At 66.4% G+C, this 22839-nt stretch carries 18 protein-coding genes; 4 read left to right on the forward strand and 14 right to left on the reverse strand.

The annotated features are described in order from the left end of the window. The first annotated feature begins 13 nt into the window (after positions 1-13). Positions 14-601, forward strand: a complete 588-nt coding sequence (locus V3596_RS08930; RefSeq protein WP_334277329.1) for an ANTAR domain-containing response regulator — start codon at positions 14-16, stop codon at positions 599-601. Here V3596_RS08930 and V3596_RS08935 read toward each other — a convergent pair. Beyond that, positions 585-2204, reverse strand: a complete 1620-nt coding sequence (locus tag V3596_RS08935; protein ID WP_334277330.1) for a sensor histidine kinase — start codon at positions 2202-2204, stop codon at positions 585-587. The two genes, V3596_RS08930 and V3596_RS08935, sit on opposite strands and share 17 nt — an antisense overlap. 125 nt (positions 2205-2329) lie before the next feature. Here V3596_RS08935 and V3596_RS08940 point away from each other — a divergent pair, with 125 nt between their 5' ends. The 3 genes from V3596_RS08940 to V3596_RS08950 are packed head-to-tail and all read left to right on the forward strand — an operon-like array spanning position 2330 to position 8829. Next, positions 2330-4762, forward strand: coding sequence for a hybrid sensor histidine kinase/response regulator (locus V3596_RS08940; RefSeq protein ID WP_334277331.1), 2433 nt, complete (start codon positions 2330-2332; stop codon positions 4760-4762). Next, complete coding sequence (locus tag V3596_RS08945) at positions 4759-7005, forward strand: putative bifunctional diguanylate cyclase/phosphodiesterase (protein WP_334277332.1); 2247 nt, start codon at positions 4759-4761, stop codon at positions 7003-7005. Before V3596_RS08940 ends, V3596_RS08945 begins: the two co-directional genes overlap by 4 nt. 9 nt (positions 7006-7014) lie before the next feature. Continuing rightward, the gene (locus V3596_RS08950; RefSeq protein WP_334277333.1) at positions 7015-8829 is read left to right on the forward strand and encodes a GGDEF domain-containing protein; all 1815 of its coding nucleotides are present in this window, start codon (positions 7015-7017) and stop codon (positions 8827-8829) included. A gap of 20 nt (positions 8830-8849) precedes the next feature. On the opposite strand, the gene V3596_RS08955 is transcribed toward V3596_RS08950, so the two are convergent. From V3596_RS08955 to V3596_RS09015, 13 genes are all read right to left on the reverse strand, one after another. Continuing rightward, complete coding sequence (locus tag V3596_RS08955) at positions 8850-10688, reverse strand: methyl-accepting chemotaxis protein (protein ID WP_334277334.1); 1839 nt, start codon at positions 10686-10688, stop codon at positions 8850-8852. A gap of 118 nt (positions 10689-10806) precedes the next feature. Then, positions 10807-12156 carry a methyl-accepting chemotaxis protein gene (locus V3596_RS08960; RefSeq protein WP_334277335.1) on the reverse strand — a complete coding sequence of 450 codons (1350 nt, stop codon included), beginning with the start codon at positions 12154-12156 and terminating at the stop codon, positions 10807-10809. Between the two features lie 44 nt (positions 12157-12200). Next, positions 12201-12914, reverse strand: a complete 714-nt coding sequence (locus tag V3596_RS08965; RefSeq protein ID WP_334277336.1) for an RNA polymerase sigma factor FliA — start codon at positions 12912-12914, stop codon at positions 12201-12203. A gap of 17 nt (positions 12915-12931) precedes the next feature. After that, positions 12932-13744 carry a flagellar biosynthesis protein gene (locus V3596_RS08970; protein ID WP_334277337.1) on the reverse strand — a complete coding sequence of 271 codons (813 nt, stop codon included), beginning with the start codon at positions 13742-13744 and terminating at the stop codon, positions 12932-12934. A gap of 11 nt (positions 13745-13755) precedes the next feature. Further along, complete coding sequence (flhF, locus tag V3596_RS08975) at positions 13756-15375, reverse strand: flagellar biosynthesis protein FlhF (RefSeq protein WP_334277338.1); 1620 nt, start codon at positions 15373-15375, stop codon at positions 13756-13758. Continuing rightward, complete coding sequence (gene flhA / locus V3596_RS08980; RefSeq protein WP_334277339.1) at positions 15372-17477, reverse strand: flagellar biosynthesis protein FlhA; 2106 nt, start codon at positions 17475-17477, stop codon at positions 15372-15374. Before flhA ends, flhF begins: the two co-directional genes overlap by 4 nt. After that, positions 17474-18640: a flagellar biosynthesis protein FlhB gene (flhB, locus tag V3596_RS08985; RefSeq protein WP_334277340.1), complete on the reverse strand. Its 1167-nt coding sequence runs from the start codon at positions 18638-18640 to the stop codon at positions 17474-17476. Before flhB ends, flhA begins: the two co-directional genes overlap by 4 nt. A 165-nt stretch (positions 18641-18805) precedes the next feature. Beyond that, entirely contained in the window at positions 18806-19444 is a 639-nt protein-coding gene (locus V3596_RS08990) for a protein phosphatase CheZ (protein ID WP_334277341.1), read from the reverse strand. 16 nt (positions 19445-19460) lie between these two features. Beyond that, on the reverse strand, positions 19461-19853 hold the full coding sequence (gene cheY / locus V3596_RS08995) for a chemotaxis response regulator CheY (protein ID WP_334277342.1): 393 nt from the start codon (positions 19851-19853) through the stop codon (positions 19461-19463). A 26-nt stretch (positions 19854-19879) separates the two neighbouring features. Continuing rightward, positions 19880-20833 (reverse strand): flagellar motor protein MotB, encoded by a 954-nt coding sequence (gene motB / locus V3596_RS09000; protein WP_334277343.1) that lies wholly within the window; start codon positions 20831-20833, stop codon positions 19880-19882. 137 nt (positions 20834-20970) lie between these two features. Continuing rightward, a complete protein-coding gene (motA, locus tag V3596_RS09005; RefSeq protein WP_334277344.1) occupies positions 20971-21828 on the reverse strand; it encodes a flagellar motor stator protein MotA in 858 nt (285 codons plus the stop codon). Between the two features lie 153 nt (positions 21829-21981). After that, positions 21982-22698, reverse strand: coding sequence for a class I SAM-dependent methyltransferase (locus V3596_RS09010; RefSeq protein WP_334277345.1), 717 nt, complete (start codon positions 22696-22698; stop codon positions 21982-21984). 18 nt (positions 22699-22716) lie between these two features. Beyond that, a partial coding sequence (locus V3596_RS09015) for a FlhC family transcriptional regulator (RefSeq protein WP_334277377.1) occupies positions 22717-22839 on the reverse strand: 123 nt, incomplete at its 5' end.

The raw sequence follows: 22839 nt of genomic DNA on the forward strand, positions 1-22839 counted from the left end.
AAGGACCGCAACGGTGACAAGCAAGGGCAAGATTCTGGTGGTGGACGACGACCGGCTGGTGCTGGCGACGGTGGTCCATGGCCTGTCGCAAGCCGGCTACGAGGTGATCGACGCCGACAACGGCGACGATGCCATCCTGCTGGCGCGCGAGCACCGCCCCGAGCTGGCGCTGCTGGACATCCGCATGGAAGGCATGTCGGGCTTCGACGTGGCCGAGTACCTGCGCCAGTCCTTGCAGACACCCTTCATGTTCCTGTCGGCCTTTGCCGACGAAGCGACGCTCACCCAGGTCAAGGAACTCGGCGCCGTGGCCTATCTGGTCAAGCCGCTGGACATCCACCAGATCGTGCCGGCCGTCGAGTCCGCGTTTGCCAACATCAAGGCCGGCAGCAACACGCCGCGTCCGGCTGCAGCGCCGACAGACAGCAGGGAAATCATCGCGACGGCCCTCGGCGTCCTGATGCACCGCTATTCGCTCTCGCGCCAGGAAGCGCGCACGCAACTTCAGGCCCTGGCAGAGAGCGAGCAGCGTTCACTGGACGATCAGGCCCAGCGCCTCGTCGAGGCGGTGGAGCTGCTGGCGGCTAGTCGGCCAGCGTGAAGTAGAAGCGCGCGCCGCGCCCCACTTCGGACTCGGCCCAGATCTCGCCCCCATGGCGGCGCACGATGCGCCGCACCGAGGCCAGGCCCACGCCGGTGCCCTGGAAATCGCTGGCGCTGTGCAGGCGCTGGAACACGCCGAACAGGCGGTCCGCAAAACGCATGTCGAAGCCAGCGCCGTTGTCGGCCACGACGAAGACGCGCTGGCCCTGGTCGATCACGGTCTCGAAACGCACTTCGGCCTTCTCACATTTGCCGCTGTACTTCCAGGCATTGCCCAGCAGGTTCTCGAGCACCATGCGCAAGAGAGTCGGGTCGCCGTGCACGCTCATTTCGGGCGCAATGGTCAGCGCAACCTCGCGCTCAGGCGCGCTGCGGCGCAGGTCCTCGCAGACGAAGCTCGCCACCTGAGACAGGTTGACCGGCTGGCGCGACAGGGGCTGGCTGGACAAGGCGCTCAGGGACAGCAGCGAATCGATCATGCTGTTCATGCGGGCGGCAGCGCCCATCACGCGGTCGAGGTGGTCGGTGCCGATGCGGTCCAGCGCGCGGCCGTAGTCCTCTTTCAGGATGCGGCTGAAACCTTCGACCACACGCAGCGGCGCTCGCAGGTCGTGCGAGACCGTGTAGCTGAAGGCCTCGTGATCGGCCCGCGCGGCCTCGGCTGCCTCCATCGCGGCCTGGCCGGCCAGCGAACCCGCCGGCAGAGGCCACAGCGTGAGCAGCCGCAGGCCCGGGCTCAGCACCCGCCAGCCGAAGACCCAGTCGCCGACCTGGCCCTCGCCCTTGCGCAGGGCTTCCTTGGCCTGGGCGTCCAGACCGCGTTGCGCGTCGATCCAGGCGCCACCGCGCACTGCAGACTCACGCTGGCCCAGCCACTCGGTCGCGGCCGAATTCAGGTCGACCAGCCTCGGGGCATCATTCGCTTCAACGAGCAAGGCCGGGCCGGGCATGGCACGCAGCCAGTCGAGCCGGCTGGGTTGCTGGGCCGGCACCTGGCGTGCCGTGCCGAGGTAGCCGCAGAAGCGGCCACTGGCATCGAGGCAGACCTGGGCGCGCAAGAGCCAGCGGCCCGAGAACTGCGCGGCCGCGCCACCGTCGATCTGGCCGGCGACTTCCAGCTCGCCAAACGGCGCCTGCTCGTCGAGGCGCTGGCGCAGGCTGGCGCCGGAGCTGCCACTGCCGAGTTCGGGCAACTCGAAGCGTTCCCACAGCGACTGCGTGGCCGTGGCACCCACCCATGAAGAGGCCGGCGCGCCCAGCGGCGCCTGCCAGCGAACGAGATGGTGCTGGGCATCGGTCTGCCATTGCCAATCGGGTTGCAGATGAACGAGTGCCTGCGCATGGATGCGTGCCTCACGCAAGGCTTCGGCATAGCGCTGGCGTGTCAGGCGCACGCCGACATGCCAGCCCACCGCCGTCATCAGCACCACCAGCACACTGCTGAGCAGCAAGGTCAGCAAGACCTGGCCCTGTTGCGAGCGCTGCGGCTCGGCGAGCACCAGCCAGAGCAGCGCCGCGACTACGGCTATCGACAGCGCCAAGCCGAAGGCCCACCACGGTGGGCGGCGCAACGCGGCACTGGCATCGCTGAGGCTGTTCATCGCGGGCATTGTAGGAGCGCGCGCACTTCTCAAGCCCCTCGGGCACCTGCCGATAACCCGAGGAGGCTCGCCCCGGCTAGACTGGGCCATCCTGGCTCATCAATCGCTTGATTCCTCCCCCATCCATGACCGCGCCAGACCAGCAGCCGCCGGCGTCTGACACATCCGAAGGCCCCGAGGCCCTGCCCCAATTGCCCGCCAGCCTGAGCCTGGCGGACCTGCAATTGCTGGCGGATCAATTGCCTCTGGGCCAGCTGCTGATCGACACCGCCCAGGCCAGGGTGCTGCACCTGAACCGCGAAGCCGAGCGCCTGCTGGGGCTGCGCCGGCCGCAGGTCCTGGGCCGCACCGTCGCGCAAGCGCTGGAGCCCGCCCTGGCCGCGCTTTGCCAGCCTGCACGCTGGCTGGCCCTCGCCCATGGCCGCCGCAGTGCCCGCGAGGAATTGACGCTGGCCACGCCAGCGGGCAATCGCAATCTGCTTCTGCAGCGCAGCGTGCTGGCCTGGAGCGGCCTGCGCAAACCCGTGGGCATGCTCACGCTCTCCGACCTCGGCCCCAAGCGCCAGCTGGAGCGAGCGCTGCGCGAGAGCGACACGCGCTTCCGTGAAGTCACCGATGCAGTGCGCGAATGCCTGTTCGTCACCACACCTGAATGGGATCGCCTGCATTTCGCTTCGCCGCTGTTGCTGGATACGCTTGGCCTGAACAGCCTGGACCTGCGCCAGGGACCCCAGCTGATACGCGAACGCATCCATCCGGACGACCGCGCGCTCTACGACCGCCGCCTGCTGGCGCAAGCCCAAGGAGAGCCGAGCGACCTGGTGCTGCGCGTCCAGCATCCCAGCCGGGGCCTGCGCTGGGTGCGCCTGCGCACGCGCTTGCAGGCGCATGGCCAGAGCGAATCCCTGGTCTACGCCATCCTGGCCGACGTGACCGAAGAGCATGAGCGCCATCGCGAGCTGCAGCGCGCCCGCGATGCCGCCGAGACCGCCAGCCGCGCCAAGAGCGCCTTCATGACCACGATGAGCCACGAGCTGCGCACCCCGATGAACGGCATGCTGGGCATGACCGAGCTGCTGCTGGGCACGCGGCTCGATGGCCTGCAGCGCCACTACGCGGAGACGGCCTACCGCAGCGCCGAAGGCCTCAACAAGCTGCTCGACAACGTGCTGGACTTTGCCCGCGCCTCGGCCGGCCAGCTGGCATTGCAGGCCGAGGAATTCGAGCTCACCGCGCTGGCGGAGCGCCTGCATGCGCAGTTGCGCCCGCGTGCCGAGGCCAAGGGCCTGCAGCTGGACTTGCGGCTCAGCGCCCTGTTGCCCGAGCGCGCCCATGGCGATGCCGAGCGCCTGCAGCAGGTCTTGCAGGCGCTGCTGGACAACGCAATCAAGTTCACCCACCAGGGTCGCGTGGCGCTCAATATCGGGCTGCAGGGCGGCACCGTGCAGCGCTTGCTGTTCGAGGTGGTCGACAGCGGCGAAGGCATCCCGGGCGATGCCCTGCCCAAGCTCTTCAAGGCCTTCACGCCTGGCGACTCCAGCCTGTCCAGACCGCATGGCGGCGCCGGCATGGGCCTGGCCACGGCGCGGCAGCTGGTGGAGCTGATGGGCGGCGAGATCGGCGCCGAGAGCCAGCCCGGCCATGGCTCGCGCTTCTTCTTCAGCCTGCCGCTGCATGTCGCCGAGAGCGCCACAGGCGTGACGGAAAGCACGGCAACCCAGCCTGGCGCGCTGGGCGATTCGCCTGCACATGCCATCCTGGTGGTCGAAGACAATGCGGTCAACCAGGAGGTTTTGCGCGAGATGCTGCTTCAGCTGGGCTACCGGGTCGATGTGCGTGCTGATGCACTGCTCGGCCTGCAGGCCCTGTGCGAGGAGCGCTACGACCTGGTGCTGATGGACATCCACATGCCTGGCATGGATGGCATGGAAGCCTTGAGCTGGTTCCGCAAGGGCCCGAGCGAGCGCTTCCCGTTCCGCACGCCGCCGGGCACGCCGGTGGTGGCGGTGACAGCCAATGCGCTGGATGGGGATGAACGCCGGCTGCTGCAACACGGATTCGATGACTATCTGTCCAAGCCGCTGCGTCGCAACCAGCTGCTGGACATGCTGAAGCGCCGCCTGCCGGCGGTCCCGGGAGATTCACCAGAACATCCAGCCATGGCGACAGCACCCAACCCACCGAATGAAACCGGCGCGAGCGCGCAGCTGGACGCGCAGGCCCTGGCACGTCTGCGCGAGCTGGACCCCAGCGGCAACAACCAGTTGCTCAAGCGGGTGATCCAGGCCTACATGAAGTCGCTGGAGCGATTGCTGCCCGAACTGGCCCAGGCCCGCGCCGCCGGCCTGGACCTGGGAGGCATCCGCCATGTGGCCCATACGCTGAAAAGTTCGTCTGCCAGCCTCGGCGCGCTGGCACTGGCCCAACGCTGTGCTGAAATAGAGGCGCTGGCCCGCACGGGCCAGACCGAGGGCCTGGAAGGCCTGCTGGACGCGATGCTTGCCGAAATCGAGGCGGTGCGTTCGGCCTTGGATCAACTGCTGACAACTGCTTCATGACTGCACTGGGCTCCCAGCTCGACGACGACCTGCCCGAGCAGCCGCGCGTGCTGCTGGTCGACGATGACGAGGTCAATCTCCTCCTGACGGCGATTGCCTTGCGCGAGCGTGGCTTTGACATCACGGAAGCCAGCGGCGGTGAACAGGCCCTGCGCATGATGGCGGAGTGGAGCCCCGACGTGATCGTGCTCGACGCCTTGATGCCCGAGCTCGACGGCTTCGAAACCTGCGTGCGCCTGCGCGAGCTGCCCGGCTTCGAATCGATTCCGGTGCTGATGCTGACCGGCCTGGACGACGAGGCCTCGATCAACCGCGCCTACCAGGTGGGCGCGACCGACTTCTTCGTCAAGTCCAACCAGTGGAGCCTTCTGGCCGGCCGCTTGCGCTATCTCCTGCGCAGCTCACGCACCCGCATCGAGCTGGAGCGCAGCAAGGCCAGATTGGCCCGCGCACAAGACCTGGCGCGCATGGGCAGCTTCGAATGGCACCGTGATTCCGGCGGCTTCATGCCCGCGGCCGAGGCCTTGCGCGTGTTCGGCAAGAGCCCGACCGAGACCCTCGATTTCATCGGCGCGATGCGCATGGTGCCCACCGACGAGCGGACCCAGTTCCTGCGCCTGCTGCGCGACGTGCTGGCCCACAACTCGGTGCTCGTCACAGACCTGCCGGTGACGCTGCTGGACGGCCGCCAGCGCGTCATCCACATCGAAGCCGAGCCCGAGTTCAACGAACATGGCAATTCCAGCGGCTATACCGGCGTGCTGCAGGACGTGACCGACCGCCGCCTGGCCGAAGACAAGATCCGCCAGCTGGCCAACTTCGATGCCCTCACCGGCCTGCCCAATCGCCACCAGCTGATCTGGCGCGCCGAACGAGCCATCGACCAGGCTCGCCGCAGCGGCCATGAAGTGGGCTTGCTGCTGATCGACCTGGACCGTTTCAAGATCATCAACGACACGCTGGGCCATGCCGCGGGCGACGAGCTGCTGATGGAAGTGGGCCGCCGCCTGCGCCGCTGCGTGCGCCATTCCGACCAGGTGATGGAAGGCATGCTGGAAGCCGTGGGCTCGCGTTCGCACCGCTCCCTGGAGGCCGTGGGTCGCCTGGGCGGGGACGAGTTCGTGGCCCTGCTGCCCGAGATCGTCGACGAGCGCGATGCCGAGCGCGTGGCAGACCGCGTGCTGGAGGCCATGCGCGAGCCCTTCTTCATCGCCGGCCAGGAATGTTTCGTCACCGCCAGCGTGGGCATTGCCATCTATCCGCGCGACGGCATGAGCATGGCCGACCTGCTGCGCAATTCCGACGTGGCCATGTACGCGGTCAAGAACCAGGGCCGCAATGCCTCGGCGCTCTACACGCCGCAGCTGGCCGGCCGCGGCCGCGAGAAGCTGGAGCTGGAGTCCGCACTGCACAAGGCCATCGAGCGGGACGAAATCGTCCTGCACTACCAGCCCAAGGTCGATGTGCGCTCGGCCCGAATGGTCGGCGCCGAAGCGCTGATGCGCTGGAAGCGCGGCGACAAGCTGGTGCCGCCGGGCGAGTTCATTCCGCTGGCCGAGGAAAGCGGCCTGATCGTGCCGCTGTCCGAATGGGCCTTGCGCGAGGCGGCCCGACAGGCCAAGGTCTGGCAACTGAACTTCGGCTTTGCCGATTCCATCGCCGTCAATTTGCCGAACCGCCTGTTCGAGCGCTCTGACCTGGTGGAGCACATCCACCAATGCGTCAGCAGCTATGGCGTGCCGCACCGCGCGATCCAGCTCGAGATCACAGAAACAGGCCTGATGAAGGACCTGCAGAACGTGATTCCCGCCCTGCACCGCCTGAACGAAGTCGGCGTGGAAATCTCCATCGACGACTTCGGCACCGGATATTCCTCGCTCGCCTACCTGACGACGCTGCCGATCTCCGAAGTCAAGATCGACCGCAGCTTCGTGCGCGACCTGGGCATCACGCCGCAGAGCTCGGCCGTGGTCACGGCCATCATTGCGCTGGCCCGTTCGCTGGGCTTGCGAGTGATTGCCGAAGGCGTGGAAACGCTGCGCCAGATGGAAGTGCTGCACCGGCTGGGCTGCTCGCTGATGCAGGGCTTCCTGTTCAGCAAGCCCTTGCCGCCAGATGAACTGGAGCAGTGGCTGGCCAACACGGTGCTGCCCCGCAAGGCACCCTGGATTGGCCAGGCCAGCCTGGAGGGGCCGACCCCCGACCCCGTCAACGACCTGGCTCGCCCGGCGGGCCAGCGCTAGGACCCGCGCATGAAACAAGCTCCGGCCCAGATAGCCAAGGCCGCCTTCCGCCAACTGGCCCTCGACAAGCTGGAACCCACGCCGGAGAACTATGCCCGCGCCTATGCGGCTGAATCCGGCGAATCGCAGGGCGCCAGCGATGCATTGCCCGAAAAGGTCGAGCGGCTGCTGTCGCGCTTGCTGACCCAGGGCGTGCATGAAGCGCAGGCCCGGCTCGAGATTGGCACCGCCACACGCGAAGGCCGCTGGGACGACGCTCTGCGCCGCCTGGAGAAGCTGGCTCAGAGTGAAAGTTCGGGCGCGCAGGCGGAGTCGCTCGCCATCCTCCTGGAGCGCCTGGTGCGAGGCCTGGAGCGCGGTGGCAAATCCTGGACCGTGGCGCGCAAGAAGGACGGGCTGCAGCGCGTGCTGGAAACCAATCGCAGCGACTTCCAGCGCCTGCTCGCGCGCTTGCGCCAACTGGTCGCGAGCTGGGACAGCGATGCCAGCGGTGGCTCGGTCGACACCGCAGTGGATGACAGCGAAGGCGGCACGCCCAGTCAGTTCTTCACTGAAGACGAGATGCAGCAGGAGCCGGCGCCGACAAGCGCCAGTGGCAGCCTCGAGACCTTGCTGCCCGCGAGCGGCGATGGCCGCTGGCCCGATGTGGCCGGCAGCCTGCACAGCACCGTTCAGCATGCCTTGAAGATCGAAGATGAGCGTGCCAAGCTCCTGATGCTCGAGCTGGACCAGGCCCATGGCCGCCTGCAAGGCGGCAGCGTCAACGAAGCCGAAGCGAGAGAGATGGAATCGCTGTGCCAGCGTGCCCGCCTGATGCTGGACCACCGCGCCCATCTGTTCGGCGAACTGGGCGGCCTGGTGCGCGAGCTCACGGCCAGCCTGGCCGAACTGGCCGAAGACGACTCCTGGGCCCAGGGGCAATGCGAAGCCATGAACAACCAGCTCTCGCAGGGGCTGTCGGCGCGCGGCGTGCGCTCGGTGGGCGAACTGCTGAGCGGCACGCGTGAGCGCCAGAAGGTGATACGCGAGGAGCGCAGCAAGGCCCGCGATTCGCTCAAGACGCTGATCCACAAGATGCTAGAGGAACTCGGCGAGCTGGGCCAGCACACCGACCGCTTCCAGGACAGCGTCGGCCGCTATGCCGAGGTGATCGAGAAGGCCGATTCGCTGGAGAGCCTGGCCGGTGTGGTGCGCGAGATGGTCGAGGAGTCGCGCACCGTCCAGGCCCTGGTCAAGCAGACCCAGGGCCGCTTGAGCGACGAGCATTCGCGCGCCAGCGAGCTGAGCAAGAAGGTCGATGCGCTGGAAGACGAGCTGCGCCGGCTTTCCGCCGAGGTGCAGACCGACCAGTTGACCAAGATTGCAAACCGCCGCGGCCTGATCGCCAGCTTCAGCACCGAGCAGGCCAAGTTCGAACGCGAAGGCACGCACCTGTCGCTGGCCTTGCTCGACATCGACAATTTCAAGAAGCTCAACGACACGCTGGGACATGCCGCGGGCGACCAGGCCCTGGTGGCTCTGGCGGCCCGTTGCACCGAGCTGCTGCGCCCGGGCGACCTGGTGGCCCGCTATGGCGGCGAGGAGTTCGTGCTGCTCCTGCCGCGCACGCCGATCGATGAAGCCGTGCAGGTGCTGACGCGCCTGCAGCGTTCACTCTCGGCCAGCCTCTTCATGCATGAAGGCCAGCAGGTCTTCGTGACCTTCTCGGCCGGCGTCACGCTCTATCGCCAGGGCGAGACCCTGGAGGTCGCACTCGACCGCGCCGACGAGGCCCTCTACCAAGCCAAGCACACCGGCAAGAACCGGGCATGCGTGGCCGAGTAGCGCTCCCTGCGTTCAGCCACTCAGAAGGTTTCCCAATCGCCGTCGGCTGCCGGGGCTGATACCGGCGCTGGCGCGGGCCTCGGTGCTGCCGCCTTGGCGGGCGAAGGCATTGCGGCGGCCGGCTTGACGGCAGGTTTCAATGCCGCTGCCGGTTTGGCTGCAGCAGGCTTTGCCACTGGCGATGGCTTGTAGGTTGCGGGCGTGGCCTTGGCCGCGGGCCTGGGAGCCGCTGCGGGCATGGGCTTGGGCGAATGAGCCGGCCGCGCCGCCGGGCTGCGAGCCGCCGATAGGCCCTGCTCATTGAGCTTGAATGCTGATACGGTCTGCGCGAGCTTGTCGGTCTGCTGGCGCATGCTTTCTGCCGCCGCGGCAGTCTGCTCCACCAGGGCCGCGTTCTGCTGCGTTGCCTGGTCCAGCTGGCTGACGGCCACGTTGATCTGGGCCACGCCATCGGACTGTTCGCGGCTGGACACCGTGATCTCACCCACCAGGTCGGTGACCTTGCGCACCTCGTTGACCAGTTGCTCGATGGTCTCGCGCGCACCATGGACCAGGGTGCTGCCGCTTTCGACCTTGGCCACGCTGTCGCCGATCAGGGTCTTGATCTCCTTGGCCGCTTCGGCCGAACGCTGGGCCAGTGAGCGCACCTCGCTGGCCACGACGGCGAAGCCACGGCCCTGCTCGCCGGCACGTGCCGCCTCCACCGCCGCGTTCAGCGCGAGGATGTTGGTCTGGAAGGCAATGCCGTCGATCACGCCGATGATGTCGCTGATCTTGCGGCTGGCGGCCGAGATCTCGTCCATCGTGGTCACCACCTTGCCCACGGCCTGGCCGCTGGACTGGGCGACTTCGGAGGCATGGTTGGCCAGCTGGTCGGCCTGGCGGGCGTTGTCGGCATTGCCCTTGATCTGGGCCGTCATCTGCTCGACCGAGGCGGCCGTCTCCTCCAGATTTGACGCCTGGTTTTCGGTGCGTGCCGACAGGTCGCCATTGCCTTGCGCGATCTCGGCCGCGGCCACATTGATCTGGCCACAGCCAATGCGCACATCCGACACCATGCGCGCCAGGCTGAGCGTCATTTCGTCCAGCGTGCTGAGCAGCTCGCCAAGCTCGTCGCGAGAGTCGGCCTGAACGCGCTGGCTCAGGTCGCCGCCGGCCACCAGCTTCACTGCCTTGATGGCCCGCGACACCGGCACCGTGATCGAGCGCGTGATCAGCCAGGCCGCAAAAATGCCGACCAGCAGTGCACCGCCGGCCATCAGCGCAAAGGTCCAGACCACCTTGCGATAGGCCATTTCGGCAGCTGCGGTCGTGTTGGCCGACAGCTTCTCGTTGTACTGCCACCATTTGGTAATCGTTTCGCGCAACGGATTGAAGGCCGCGCGCCCGGGACCAAAGGTCAGTGTCTTGGCCTGCGTGGCTTGACTTGGGTCGGCAGCCCCCTGGTCGGCGGCCTGCAGCACCTTGGCCTGCACCGCGAAGTAGGCTGCGCCCTGCTCCCCGACCTTTTGCATGAATCCCGTGTCCTCGGCATCCGCGGCCAGGGGCTCATAGACCTTCAGCTGCTTGCCCAGCTCGGCGCGCGCCTTCTCGATCCGCTCGGCAAGCGACTTGCGCTCGGCGACATCGTCGGTCAACAGGTACTGGCCTTCGAGGCGGCGCGCATCCGAGACGGTCTGCTCGATGCGATAGATGACCTTCAGGGAAGGCAGGATGTTCTCGGGGTAGTACTCGGCAAACGCATTGATCGCGCTGGTCTGCCTTGCGCCGACGCCGGCCATCGCCAGCAGCAGCACCAGGACCAGCCCGAAAGCCAGTGCCAGGCGCGTCCCAACGCGGAGGTTCTTGATGGTGTCCATGTCGGACCTTTCTTTTGCTGTTGTCTCCAGCGCTCAATGTAGGTACGCAGCACCGTGCCGGCAAGCGCTTTGACGCGTCTGGCAGGACATTGATCACGCCCGGTTCGTGCGTGTCAGCTCAGAACTTGAAGGCCAGACGCAGGCCACCCCAGTGGCGGCCGTTCACCGTGATTGGTGCGCTGGCCTCTTTCATGATCACGAACTTGCCGCCGCCCATGTCGCGCCGGTAGGTCTGCAGGAGGAACGGCTTCTCGTTGCGCGCCGATGCAAGGCCGGTGCGGTCGTTGAACACGCGGCGGTAGCGGCTGTTGGCGGTATTCCAGACCACATCGCCGGCGCGCTGGGGTTGGCAGTAGGCCCGGTTGTGGGTCGCGACGTAGCCGTTGCGGTCCACGGCGATGCAGAACACCACCTTGTCGCTGAGTTGCAGCATGCGCTCCTGCACCGCAGGAAACAACTGGTCGGCCAGATCGACGAAGCCGGTCAGTACCTGGGCCGGATTGCTGCCCGCAATCGGCCGGTAGTTGGTGTCGAAGAGCTGCTCGCTGCGGATGCGGCCCTCGCTCAGCGCCAGCTCCAGCAAGGATGCAATCTCGCCCGCAGCCTCCTGCGCGGCGCGGATGTAGGCCGAGTCTTCGACCTCGACACCGCTGTGCGCAATCTGCTCGATCAGCGTTTCCGAGACGCTCAGGAAGCGGTCGCTGCAGGCGAAGGCCACGTCCAGGTCCGACATCACGCGGCGGACTGCAAGGCCAGCGCTTTCGACGCGAGCGGCCAGGGCCTGCATCGTGGACTGGCTGGCCTGGGCCGATTGATCGATGGCGGCAACGTCCCCTTCCATTTCAGCGAACGAGGCATGAATGCCACCACGCTGCTGGCCGGCATTGCCTTCGCTGCGCAGTTCGCGGCTGAAGGCCTCGATGCGGGTGTCCAGCGTTGTCACCGTGCTCATGATGGCCTTGGCCGAGGATTCGACCTGCGCCGCCAGGTCCTTCACCGCGTCAGCCACCACGCCGAAACCGCGCCCGGCCTCACCTGCACGCTTGGCCTCGACCGAGGCATTGAAGGCCACGAGCCGCGTCTGCAGGGCGATCTTGGTGATCTGGCTGGCCGCGTCTTCCACTTGCTTGAGGTTCTGCACGATGCCGCCGACCTCGCTGTCCAGACGGGTCAGTGCCTGGCGCGAACGCTCGACGGCCGCGCGGGTCTGTTGGGTGCATTGGGTGATGGCAGCCTGCGAGCGCTGGACCTGGCCCAGCTCGCCGGCCAGCGCACTCATGGTTTCACCCTGCGCCTGCACATGCTTCTTGGTGTCTTCGATCACGCCGCGCACCTCGGCAGCGTCCCGACCCACGGTAGAGACCGTGCGCGAAAGCGTCTTGATGGTTTCCAGCGGGCTCACGCCGGCTGGCTCGGCCGGCGAATGACTCGACGGGCCCGTGAACGCGCTGCTGCGCTTGCTGAACATGCGTCTGTCTCCCCTGCGGCTCTGACGGCCGCAACCAGGGCAGGTTACCAGTCGCGCAACTTGACCCGCAAGCGGGCAATGGCCTGGCTGTGCAGCTGGCAGACACGCGACTCGGTGACCTTGAGCACCGCAGCGATCTCTTTCAGGTTCATGTCATGTTCGTAGTACATGGACATGACATAGCCCTCGCGCTCGGGCAGGTTCGTGATCGCCAGCACCAGGGCCTCGCGCATGCGATGGTCCTGCAGCATGGCCATCGGGTTGGCGGCCGGGTCGGCGACATGGCGGTCGAGGTAGTCGTTGTCGCCATCGTCGCCCGACATGTCTTCCAGGTAGACGAGCTGGGTGCCCCGCACCTTGCCAAGCAACTCCTGGTAGTCCCCCAGGCTCAGGCCCATTTCCTTGGCGATTTCGCTTTCCTGCGGCGCTCGGCCGAGACGCTGCTCCAGCTTGTGGACTGCGGATTCGATTTCGCGCTGCTGGCGGCGGGTGCCACGGCTCATCCAGTCGCCGCCGCGCAGCTCGTCGAGCATGGCGCCGCGGATGCGCTGGGTGGCAAAGGTTTCGAACTGCACTCCTTGCGCGGTGTCAAAGCGCGACAGCGCGTCGGTCAGGCCGATCAGGCCGACCTGGATCAAGTCATCGAGTTCCACATTGGCCGGCAGCTTGGCAATCATCTGATGGGCCAGGCGGCGCACCAGGGGGCTGTACTGCTTGAGCATCGCAGAGGTCTCAAGCCGACCTTTGGCGGTGTACATCGTTGTCTCCTGCGATTTCAGAGGGTCGCCACGGAGGCGCCCTGCGCGTGTCGGACAACGGGGCGCAATGGCGCGGCGTCTGCCGACACCTCAAGCATCGCTCCAGGCGGCGCCGCAATCAAGAGCTCGCGTGCGAGAAATCGCATTTCCGAGGACATTGGCACGCTGGCGGGCTGGCGCGGGTCCAGGCAGGCCCAGTCCCTGAGCACCGCGCCGAGAAAGCCGTCGGCGCAGGAACTGATCTGCTGGGCGATCCGGCCGGTCAGGCGCAATTGAGGCGGGCTGGCCAGCAGCAGGCTGTAAACCATCAGGCCGGCACGCTGGGCCAGCCATTTCATGCCGCTGTAGGCATGGGTGACCGAGCGCGGGTCGGTATCGGCCAGCAGCACTGGGCGCAGCTCGCGTGTGGCCACAACGCGGGCCAGCTCAGCGGCGCTGGCATGCAGCAGGACCACGTCGGCATGCGGGCAAGCGGCGGCCACCGCCTCGAGGAACTGCGCCGCAGAGCCCTGGGCGTTGATGTAGCGCATCGGCAAGCCGCGCGCTGACAGGTAGGAGACGTGATCCGACAGGCGCTCGACGCAGGCCGGCAAGTCGATGGCGGCCAGCTCGTTGGCCGGCGGCGAGAGTTCGCCGGCATCGACCACCAGTGTGTGCAGGCCAAGCTCGGCAAAAGCCGCGCACAGGCCTTCCAGCAGCGCGCCGGAACCGACCACATGCGGGTTGGACAGCACCGGCACGAAACGCACCCGCGAACTGGAGAAGAGCTTGCGCAGGCCATCAGCCTGGTCCAGCGGCGCGGAGTTGAAAGCCTGGCGGTCGCGCGTCATGGTCGAAGACCTCAAAAGCTGCCCATCGGTTGGGCGTGGACGTTCGGATTCGCAGCGGCGGGCAGCGCGGGGCCGCCGGCGAAGATCAGGTTGACGTCAGACGCGTCCATGCGCCAGGCCGGCGCCGACACGGCACGCAGCGCACGCTGCACCAAGGCCGGGCTGGAGAGGCGATGCCAGTCTTCGGGCACGCGCTGGCCGTTGGTCACGCCAATCACCTTGAGCTTGTGGCGGATCATGATGTCCAGGGCCGGTGCCAGGCGCACCGCCTCGTCGATCTTGGACAGCACGATGCCGTGGGCCTGCGTGGCACGCCAGGCGCTGACCACGTCGTCGATGGTTTCGCCCTGCTGGGCGGCATTGACGACCAGCAGCTTGCGGATGCTGCGGTGCGCCAGCATGTCCAGCAGCTCGGCGGTGCGGGTGTCGCGCTGCGCCATGCCAGCCGTGTCGATCAGGACCATCTTCTTGCTGGACAGCAGTTCCAGCAGGTCTTCCAGCGAAGCGCGGTCATGCGCCGTGTGCACCGGCACGCCGAGGATGCGGCCATAGGCGCGCAACTGCTCGTGGGCGCCAACCCGGTAGGCGTCGAGCGTGATCAGGCCCAGGTTCGCTGCGCCGAAGCGGGTAGCGAAGGCAGCGGCGATCTTGGCCGTGGTCGTGGTCTTGCCCACGCCGGTGGAGCCGATCAGGGCGAACACCCCGCCCTGCTCTTCCAGCGCCGGCGAATGCTCGTCGGTATGCAGATTGCGAGACAGCACATTGGCCGCCCAGGCGGTTTCATCCGGGCTGTGATGGTCGGAAGGCATGCCTTCGACCAGCTTGCGCACCAGGGCCGGCGAAAAGCCGACTTCCAGCAGCTTTTGCGTCAGCTGAGCCTGGGCCGGCTGGCGCTGCAGTTTCTCCATGAAAGCCAGGGCGCCGAAGCGCTCCTCGATCAGGCCCTTCATCGAGCGCAGCTCATTCATCATGTCCTGCTGGTCGCGACGACCGCGGCCGGCATCGCGCTCGGCCAGCGTCGGGACGGCCGGCGCGTCGATGCGGATCTCGTCGCGCAGCACCGGCGGCGTGATGCGGCGCGGTGCGGGTTCGGGCGCGGGTGCAGGCGCCTGGCGCGGCTGCATCGCCTTCAAGGCGGCCTCGGCACGCTGGCGGCGGGCGGCTTGCAGGGAAGTGACGTCGTCCGGCAGCTCGGGCGCGGCTCGGGCGGCCGGCGGTGCTTGCAGGATCGGGTCGGGCTGACCGGTCAGTTCGGCCTGGCGGCGCTTGAGCATGCGCTCGCGCACATAGTCCTGGAAAGACAGAGTACTCATCGCCAGGGTCTGCACGTCTTCGCCGACATCTGTGGCGCTGTTGGCGAAGCCCGGCTCGGTACGGGCACGCAGCGAAGAGCGGCCGGAGCTCATATCGGCAGGGCGGGCCTGCACGCGGCTCGGCGCGCGCGGCTCGGCGCGCGGCGCGGAGGCAGCCGCCTTCTCGATCTGCGCCATGCCTTCGGGCGCCATGGCCAGCACCTCGACGCCAGCGGCGCAAGGCTTGTTGGACAGGACCACCGCATCGTCGCCAAAGGCCTGGCGGACCAGGGAGAGTGCCTCGCGCGAGGTGCGGGCGGTAAAGCGCTTCACATTCATGTTGTGCCTCCGATGATGGAGCCGATGCGGATCGTGTGCGTTTCAGGAATTTCGCTGTGACCCAGCACCTTCAGGCGCGGCGCGGCACGGCGCAGCAGCCGGGCCATTGGCGCGCGAATCAGGTCGGGCACCAACAGGCAGGCGGGCACGCCGCGCTCTTCCTGACTGGACATGGTGTCGGCGGCGCTGCGCGCCAGCGTGTCGGCCACGCCAGGATCGAGCGCTGCGCCATGCGGGGAATTCAAGGCTTGGGTGACCAGGCGTTCCAGTTCGGGTTCCAGCGCGATCACGTCGAGCTCCTTCACGGGGCCGTAGATCTGCTGGACGATGGCGGGCGAGATATGGACGCGGATGCGGCGTGCCAGTTCGATCGGGTCGTTGGTCATCGGCGCGTTCTCGGCGATGGCCTCGACGATGGAACGCATGTCGCGGATGTGCACGCCCTCTTCCAGCAGCAACTGGAGAATTCTTTGCAGTGTGGCGATGCCGACCATCTTGGGAATCACGTCTTCGATCAACTGGGGGGCTTGCTTGGTCAGGTGCTCCACCAGGGCCTGGGTCTCGGTGCGACCCAGCAGCTTGGCGGCATGCACTTGCATCAAGTGTGAAAGATGGGTGGCAATCACGGTCGAACAATCAACGACCGTAAATCCGGCCATTTGGGCCATTTCCCGCTGGCGCTCCTCGATCCACACGGCCGGCAGTCCGAAGGCCGGGTCGGTAGTCTGGGTGCCGATCAGCTTCTGCGTCGCATGGCCCGGGTTGATCGCCAGGAACATGCCCGGGAATGCCTCGGCCTCGCCGACCACGGCGCCGCGCAGGGACAAACGGTACTGGCTGGGGCGCAGCTCCAGGTTGTCACGAATGTGGACCGAGGGCGGCAGGAAGCCGACCTCCTGGGCAAACTTGCGGCGCACGCCCTTGATGCGCGAAAGCAGGTCGCCTTCGCGAGTCTTGTCGACCAGCTGGATCAGGCGATAGCCCACTTCCAGGCCCAGCACGTCGACCGGCACCAGGTCGTCCCAGCTCGCTTCATTGGCGGGGTCGGCAACGGCTGCCGCCGTGGCGCCCGAGCGCGCGGCCTCGGCCGCAGTGGCTTCGAGATCCTGCTGCTTGCGACGCAGCCACCAGGCCAGGTAGCCGATGCCCGAGGCGATCATCAGGAAGACCACATGCGGCATGCCCGGGATCAGGCCCAGCGCGCCGATCACGCCCGACGTGATCGCCATGGCCTTGGCCGAGCCGAAGACCTGCTTGCCGATCTGGCTGCCGATGTCCTTGTCCTTGCCGACGCGCGACACCACCATGGCGGCCGAGACCGAGATCAGGAGCGCCGGCACCTGCGCGACCAGCGCGTCACCCACGGCCAGCAGGATGTAGCTGTCGGCCGCCTGGCCGGCGGAGAGGCCATGCTGGGCCACGCCGATGATGAAGCCGCCGACGATATTGATCACCAGGATCAGGATGCCGGCCACCGCGTCACCACGCACGAACTTGCTGGCACCGTCCATGGAGCCGAAGAAGTCTGCTTCATCGCCCAGTTCGGCACGGCGACGTTTGGCTTCCTTCTCGTCGATCAGGCCGGCGTTCAGGTCGGCGTCCACAGCCATCTGCTTGCCAGGCATCGCATCGAGAGTGAAGCGCGCACCGACTTCGGCGATCCGCTCGGCACCCTTGGTGACCACGATGAAGTTGATCACCACCAGGATGGCAAAGACGATCAGGCCGACGGCGAAGTTCCCGCCGATCAGGAAGTGCCCAAAGGACTCGATCACCTTGCCCGCGGCGCCGGTGCCGGTGTGTCCTTCCAGCAGCACCACACGGGTGGAAGCCACGTTGAGCGACAGGCGCATCAAGGTGGTCAGGAGCAGCACGGTCGGGAAGGCGGCGAAGTCCAGCGGCCGGATCATGTGCGAGGCCACCATCATCACCATGATGGCCATCGCGATATTGAAGGTGAACAGCAGGTCCAGCGCGAAGGGCGGCAGCGGCAGCACCATCATCGACAGCACCAGCAGCACGGCGATCGGCGCACCCAGGGCCTGGAGGATGCCAGCGCGCGGGCCCAGCATTTCTTGCAGTCGCTGCATCAGCGGGTTCATTGCTCATCCTCCTCGGACTGTGCGCGCGCGGGCTTGTTGTGCGGGTCGAGCTCGGCGGGCACCGGCGGCTGCGGCTGCACCGGCATGTTTGCGCGGCCAGCCAGGGCGGCACGCAGCTGATAGACATAGGCCAGCACCTGAGCCACGGCGGCGAACAGCGCGGCCGGGATTTCGCGGTCCACCTCGGCGTGGGCATAGAGCGCGCGGGCCAGCACCGGCGACTGCAGCACCGGCACCTTTGCGTCCTTGGCCAGGTCGCGGATCTTCATCGCCAGGAGGTCGGCGCCCTTGGCCACGACAAAGGGCGCACCCATCTTGCTTTCGTCGTACTTCAGGGCGACCGCATAGTGGGTCGGGTTCATCACGACCAGGTCGGCCGTGGGCACGGCCGCCAGCATGCGGCGCTTGGCCATCTCGCGCATGCGGGCGCGGATCTTGGACTTGATCTCGACGTTGCCCTCGACCTCCTTCATTTCCTGCTTGGCCTCTTCGCGAGACATCTTCAGGCGCTTGAGGTAGAGGTGGCGCTGCAGCGGCACGTCGATGATGGCGAACAGCGCGAGCGCCAGGCCCAGCATCGCCAGGCCCGACATCAATTGCTGGCCGGCATAGGCCAGCGCCGCCGGGAGCGGCACCGACATGATGCCCACGAAGGCCGCCATGCGGTTCTTCAGGACCAGCGCGCCAATCGTGGCGAGCACCAGGGCCAGGAGCACCGCCTTCATGGCCTGGCCCATGCCCTGCCACTGGAACAGCCGGCCAAACCCGGTGAGCGGATCGAGATTGGAAAACTTCGGCGTCAGCGGCTTGAACGTCATGTTCCAGCCGCCGGAGGCGATGTTGCTGGCCACGGCCACCAGGGTCATCAGCAGGCCCATGGGCAGCACGAACATCATCAGCCGGCCGGTCATCTCGGAGAGCCGCTCGCCCATGCTGGTCGGGCTGGCAAGCAATTGGGCATCAAAACGCAGGCCGTCGCGCAGCAGTTGCTGCGTCCAGTCGCTCAGCATCGGCCCGGCCGCGGAGAGCATGGCGCCCGCAGCCAGCAGCATGGCGAAATGCGGCAAGTCGCGGGAACGCGGCAGCTGGCCTTCGGCCCGAGATCTCTCGATCTTCTTGGCTGAGGCGGGTAAGTTGCGGTCCTGTGCGTCTTGGTCGGCCATGAGGGGATGGGGCGCTGGGGAAGCGCCGTCCCGTCATTGTTGGACGCGAGCGGTCAGAACTTAAGCCGGATAAGGCCGGGAAATTGGGCTGTCATTCCGGCCTGTATTCGTGACAAAGGGCTGCGGCCTCACGGCTGCAGCCCTTCCTGGTGCCTGGCGGCTTGCTTAGAAGCCCAGGCTGGCGAGCAGGTCGTCGACCTCGCCCTGGTTGGTCACCACATCGGTGCGGCCTTCGGCATTGACGACCGGGCCCTGCAGGATGGTCGGATCGACCTTTTCACGCTGATCCGGCGGCACCACCTGCACCAGCAGCTTCACGAGGCTGTCTTCCAGGTCGTTGGCCAGGGTCACGACCTTGGCCACCACCTGGCCAGTCAGGTCATGGAAATCCTGGGCCATCATAATGTCCGTCAGGTGCTGATCGATATGACTGGTGGAAGCCTCGACCTGCTTGACGAAATTGAACACGGCGCCCGTGGCCACGGCCTTGACCGGGTCGGCCATGATGGCTTGCGCCATCTCGGTGGTGGCGGCCGAGATGCGGGCATGCTCGGCCTTCGCCTGGTCGACCGAGTTCAGCACCTTGTTGGCGGCTTCGGCGGTCTTGGTGGCGATATAGGTGAGGCGGCTGCGGGCGTCGGGCAGGCCATCCGTCGCAGTTTGCAGCTTGGGCATCACGCCCAGCTGTTGCATGGTGTCGTGCAGCACCCGGGTGATGGTGCCCAGCTGCTGGAACACCTCCGGAGACACCATCAGCGCTTCGGCACTGCTGCCGAGTTTTTCGAATTGATCGGCTTGTTGCATGGTGGCCTCGTCTTTCTCAAGCCGCGGCGGCCAGCTTCTGCATGATCTTCTGAACCTTTTCCTCGAGCGTCGCCTTGGTGAAAGGCTTGACGATGTAGCCGGCGGCGCCGCTCTGGGCGGCCAGCACGATGTCTTCCTTGCGGGCTTCGGCGGTCACCATCAACACCGGCAGGTGCTTCAGGTTCGGATCTTCCTTGATCGCCTTGAGCAGCTCGAAGCCGGTCATGTTCGGCATGTTGATGTCGCTGACCACGAAGTCGTACTTCGACTGCTTGAGCATGTTCAGCGCTTCGACGCCGTCTTCGGCTTCTTCGCAGTTGTTGTAGCCGATCTCCTTCAGGAGGCCACGCACGATGCGGCGCATGGTGGAGAAGTCGTCAACGACCAAGAATCTCATTTCAGTGCTCATGGCATTCCTCGCATTGCATCGGTGCCCTATCTGGGCGTGGGCGCCGAACTGGAGGAATCATTTTCACTCGCTTGTCCAGGCGCCGGGGCAGTTTCGTCGTCGATATCGGGAAGATTTTTCAAAACCGCGTCTTCTGCATCACGGTTCATCACGATGATACTGATCCGCCGGTTGGCCGGGCCCTTGGGGTCCTTGGTGTCCAGCAGCTTGCTGGAAGCGAGCCCCTGCACCCGCAGCATGCGCTCTTCGCTCAGGCCGCCCGCCACCATCTCGCGGCGCGAAGCATTGGCCCGGTCGGCCGAGAGCTCCCAATTGCTGTAGCCCTTGTCGCCCGCCGGGAATGGCGTGGCGTCGGTGTGCCCCTCGATGGTCAGCCGGTTGGGCACCTCGGTCAGCACATTGCCCAGTTCTCGCAGCAGCTCACGCATATAGGGTTTCACCACGGCGCTGCCGCTGTCGAACATGGGCCGGTTGTTCTCGTCGACGATCTGGATGCGCAGACCTTCCTTGGTCATGTCCAGCCGAATCTGCCCGCCCAGCGCCGAAAACCGAGGGTTATCCTTTAGCACCTCCTCGACCTTGCTCTTGAGCTCCTGCAGCCGCGTGCGCTCGGCACGGCGCTGCTCTTCCTTCAATGCGCGCAGATTGAAGGAAGAGCGCTTGGATTCGACGTCGCCTTCCTTGACCTGGCCGGACTGCCGGGTCAGGTCCTTGCCGCCGCCCTTGATCACGTGCGAGGCATCACCTGACCCCGAGCCGCCGGCCATGGCCACCTTCAGCGGCGACTGGAAGTAGTCGGCAATCCCCTTCTTGTCGCCTTCGGTGGTGGAGCCAAGCAGCCACATCAGCAGGAAGAAAGCCATCATGGCGGTCACGAAGTCGGCATAGGCGATCTTCCAGGCGCCGCCATGGGCGGCATGGCCGCCCTTCTTCACCCGCTTGATGATGATGGGTTGGAGCTTCTTGGCGTCACCAGCCATGTTTCAACTGTCCTTCCGTATTCCGTCGTCCGCTGGGCCGCCCCAAGGACGACGACTGCGAAGCATTGCGGGTCACTGCCCGCGAGGCTTCGCGCCCCCTCGGGGGGCCAACTGCGTACCCGCAGGCGAGGGGCTCACTATTTCTTCTTCACGTGAGCTTCGAGCTCAGCAAAGGTCGGGCGCTCTGTGGAATAGAGCACCTTGCGGCCGAACTCGATCGCAACCTGCGGGGCATAGCCCTGCATCGAGGCCAGCAGCGTGGTCTTGATGCACTGCAGCTCCTTGCCATCTTCGTCGACCTTGGACTCCAGCAGGCCGGCCAGCGGCTCGGCAAAGGCATAGGCCAGGAGAATGCCGAGGAAGGTACCGACCAGGGCCGAGCCGATCATGCCGCCCAGCACGGCCGGCGGCTGACCCACCGAGCCCATGGTGTTCACCACACCCAGCACGGCGGCCACGATGCCGAAGGCCGGCAGGCCGCCGGCCAGGCGCTGGATGGCCTGCACCGCCATGAAGGCCTCGTGGTGGTGGGTGTCAATCTCGTTGTCCATCAAGGATTCGATCTCATGGGCGTTCAGATTGCCGGAGACCATCATGCGCAGGTAGTCGGTGATGAACTCGGTGACATGATGGTCATGGCCCACCACCGGGTACTTCTGGAACAGCGGCGAGCTGTGCGGGTCTTCGACGTCCTTTTCAATCGACATCAGGCCTTCCTTGCGGGCCTTCTGCAGGATGTCGTAGAGCAGCGCCAGCAGCTCCATGTAGCGAGCCTTGGTGTACTTGCCGCCCTTGAAGCAGGTACCGAGGCCTTTCATGGTGGCCTTCATCACCTTGGGCGGATTGGTGGCCAGCATGCCGCCAATGGCTGCGCCGAAGATGGTGGTCATCTCGAAGGGCAGTGCATGCAGGATCACGGCGATGTTGCCTCCGTGGGCGATGTACACCCCGAAGATGCAGGCCATCGCGACCAGCCAACCGATGATTACGAACATTTGTGATTCAGGCTGTGTTGAGCTTCAGACGCGCCGCTCCCTTGAAGATGCGGCGCCGGCTTAGCGTTCATTTCGGCGCAATGCTTCATGACTTGAGTGTCGAGGGTCGCGCTGCGCCCCCATCCTCTCATCATTGCCTGATTTTGGGTCCAACTAGATGCGATAGACCCACAGTCGCCGCCCGTGATCAAGGTCAATCCTTGCATCGGGCTGGCGCTCGGCCACTTCAAAGTCCAGGCTGGCCAGCCAGCTGCCGGGTGCCAGTTCGGCATGGGCCTTGTCCCAGGCCTGCGCCATGGACTCGGGCCGCTGGAACAGATAGACAAGCCGATAGGGACGCCAGTCCAGCGCCCACATATCGCCCTGGTGCACCTGAGCCCAAGGGCAGCGCAGACGACTGAGGAAGGCCAGGAGATGGCTCCACTCGATGCCCTCGACCCGGGCCTGCGGGTAGGCGCGGCGTAACGCCCGCAGGCCTGCGCCGAGGCCGCAGCCGGCGTCCAGGACCTTGTCATCCGCTTGGAGCGTGATTTGCTGGCTCAACTCATCCAGTGCACCCACAGGCGTCGGGAACAGCGGCGCGTCGCGCCAGCTGCGTTGCGGATAGGCCAACAGCAGCAAGCCCAGCGGCAGCAGCCAGGCCCAGGCCGGCAACAGGCCCTGGGCAGACACCAGCAGCGAAAGCGGAAAGCCCGCCGCGATGATCACGCGCCGCCAGCGCCGTGCATGTGGCCAGGCCAGTGCCAGGCCAAGCAGGCTGGCGGCAGCGAGTGCCAGCAGCAGCCCCTGCGACAGAAGCAGCCGGTACAAGAACCAGCAGGCCGCCCAGCTTGCAAGGGCGGCCAGCGGCCAGATCAGGGTGGAAGCCAAGGCTTCGAATCGTCGCTGTCAGTGCATCTGGATGGCGCCACTGGCGCGACCCTTGCCCGCGCGTGCCGGCGGGTTGCACAGACCGCACACATAGTGGCGTGCCACCTCGTGCGGATGCGTCACGAACTGCCCTGCGCACTT

Source organism: Roseateles microcysteis, from assembly GCF_036880965.1.
Classification (GTDB): domain Bacteria; phylum Pseudomonadota; class Gammaproteobacteria; order Burkholderiales; family Burkholderiaceae_C; genus JAUASW01.

Bases quoted from the DNA above. Each gene is read 5' to 3' on its own strand.
- V3596_RS08935 (WP_334277330.1), bottom strand. From the start codon at position 2,204: ATGAACAGCCTCAGCGATGCCAGTGCCGCGTTGCGCCGCCCACCGTGG.
- V3596_RS08940 (WP_334277331.1), top strand. From the start codon at position 2,330: ATGACCGCGCCAGACCAGCAGCCGCCGGCGTCTGACACATCCGAAGGC.
- V3596_RS08945 (WP_334277332.1), top strand. From the start codon at position 4,759: ATGACTGCACTGGGCTCCCAGCTCGACGACGACCTGCCCGAGCAGCCG.
- V3596_RS08950 (WP_334277333.1), top strand. From the start codon at position 7,015: ATGAAACAAGCTCCGGCCCAGATAGCCAAGGCCGCCTTCCGCCAACTG.
- V3596_RS08955 (WP_334277334.1), bottom strand. From the start codon at position 10,688: ATGGACACCATCAAGAACCTCCGCGTTGGGACGCGCCTGGCACTGGCT.
- V3596_RS08960 (WP_334277335.1), bottom strand. From the start codon at position 12,156: ATGTTCAGCAAGCGCAGCAGCGCGTTCACGGGCCCGTCGAGTCATTCG.
- V3596_RS08965 (WP_334277336.1), bottom strand. From the start codon at position 12,914: ATGTACACCGCCAAAGGTCGGCTTGAGACCTCTGCGATGCTCAAGCAG.
- V3596_RS08970 (WP_334277337.1), bottom strand. From the start codon at position 13,744: ATGACGCGCGACCGCCAGGCTTTCAACTCCGCGCCGCTGGACCAGGCT.
- flhF (WP_334277338.1), bottom strand. From the start codon at position 15,375: ATGAATGTGAAGCGCTTTACCGCCCGCACCTCGCGCGAGGCACTCTCC.
- flhA (WP_334277339.1), bottom strand. From the start codon at position 17,477: ATGAACCCGCTGATGCAGCGACTGCAAGAAATGCTGGGCCCGCGCGCT.
- flhB (WP_334277340.1), bottom strand. From the start codon at position 18,640: ATGGCCGACCAAGACGCACAGGACCGCAACTTACCCGCCTCAGCCAAG.
- V3596_RS08990 (WP_334277341.1), bottom strand. From the start codon at position 19,444: ATGCAACAAGCCGATCAATTCGAAAAACTCGGCAGCAGTGCCGAAGCG.
- cheY (WP_334277342.1), bottom strand. From the start codon at position 19,853: ATGAGCACTGAAATGAGATTCTTGGTCGTTGACGACTTCTCCACCATG.
- motB (WP_334277343.1), bottom strand. From the start codon at position 20,833: ATGGCTGGTGACGCCAAGAAGCTCCAACCCATCATCATCAAGCGGGTG.
- motA (WP_334277344.1), bottom strand. From the start codon at position 21,828: ATGTTCGTAATCATCGGTTGGCTGGTCGCGATGGCCTGCATCTTCGGG.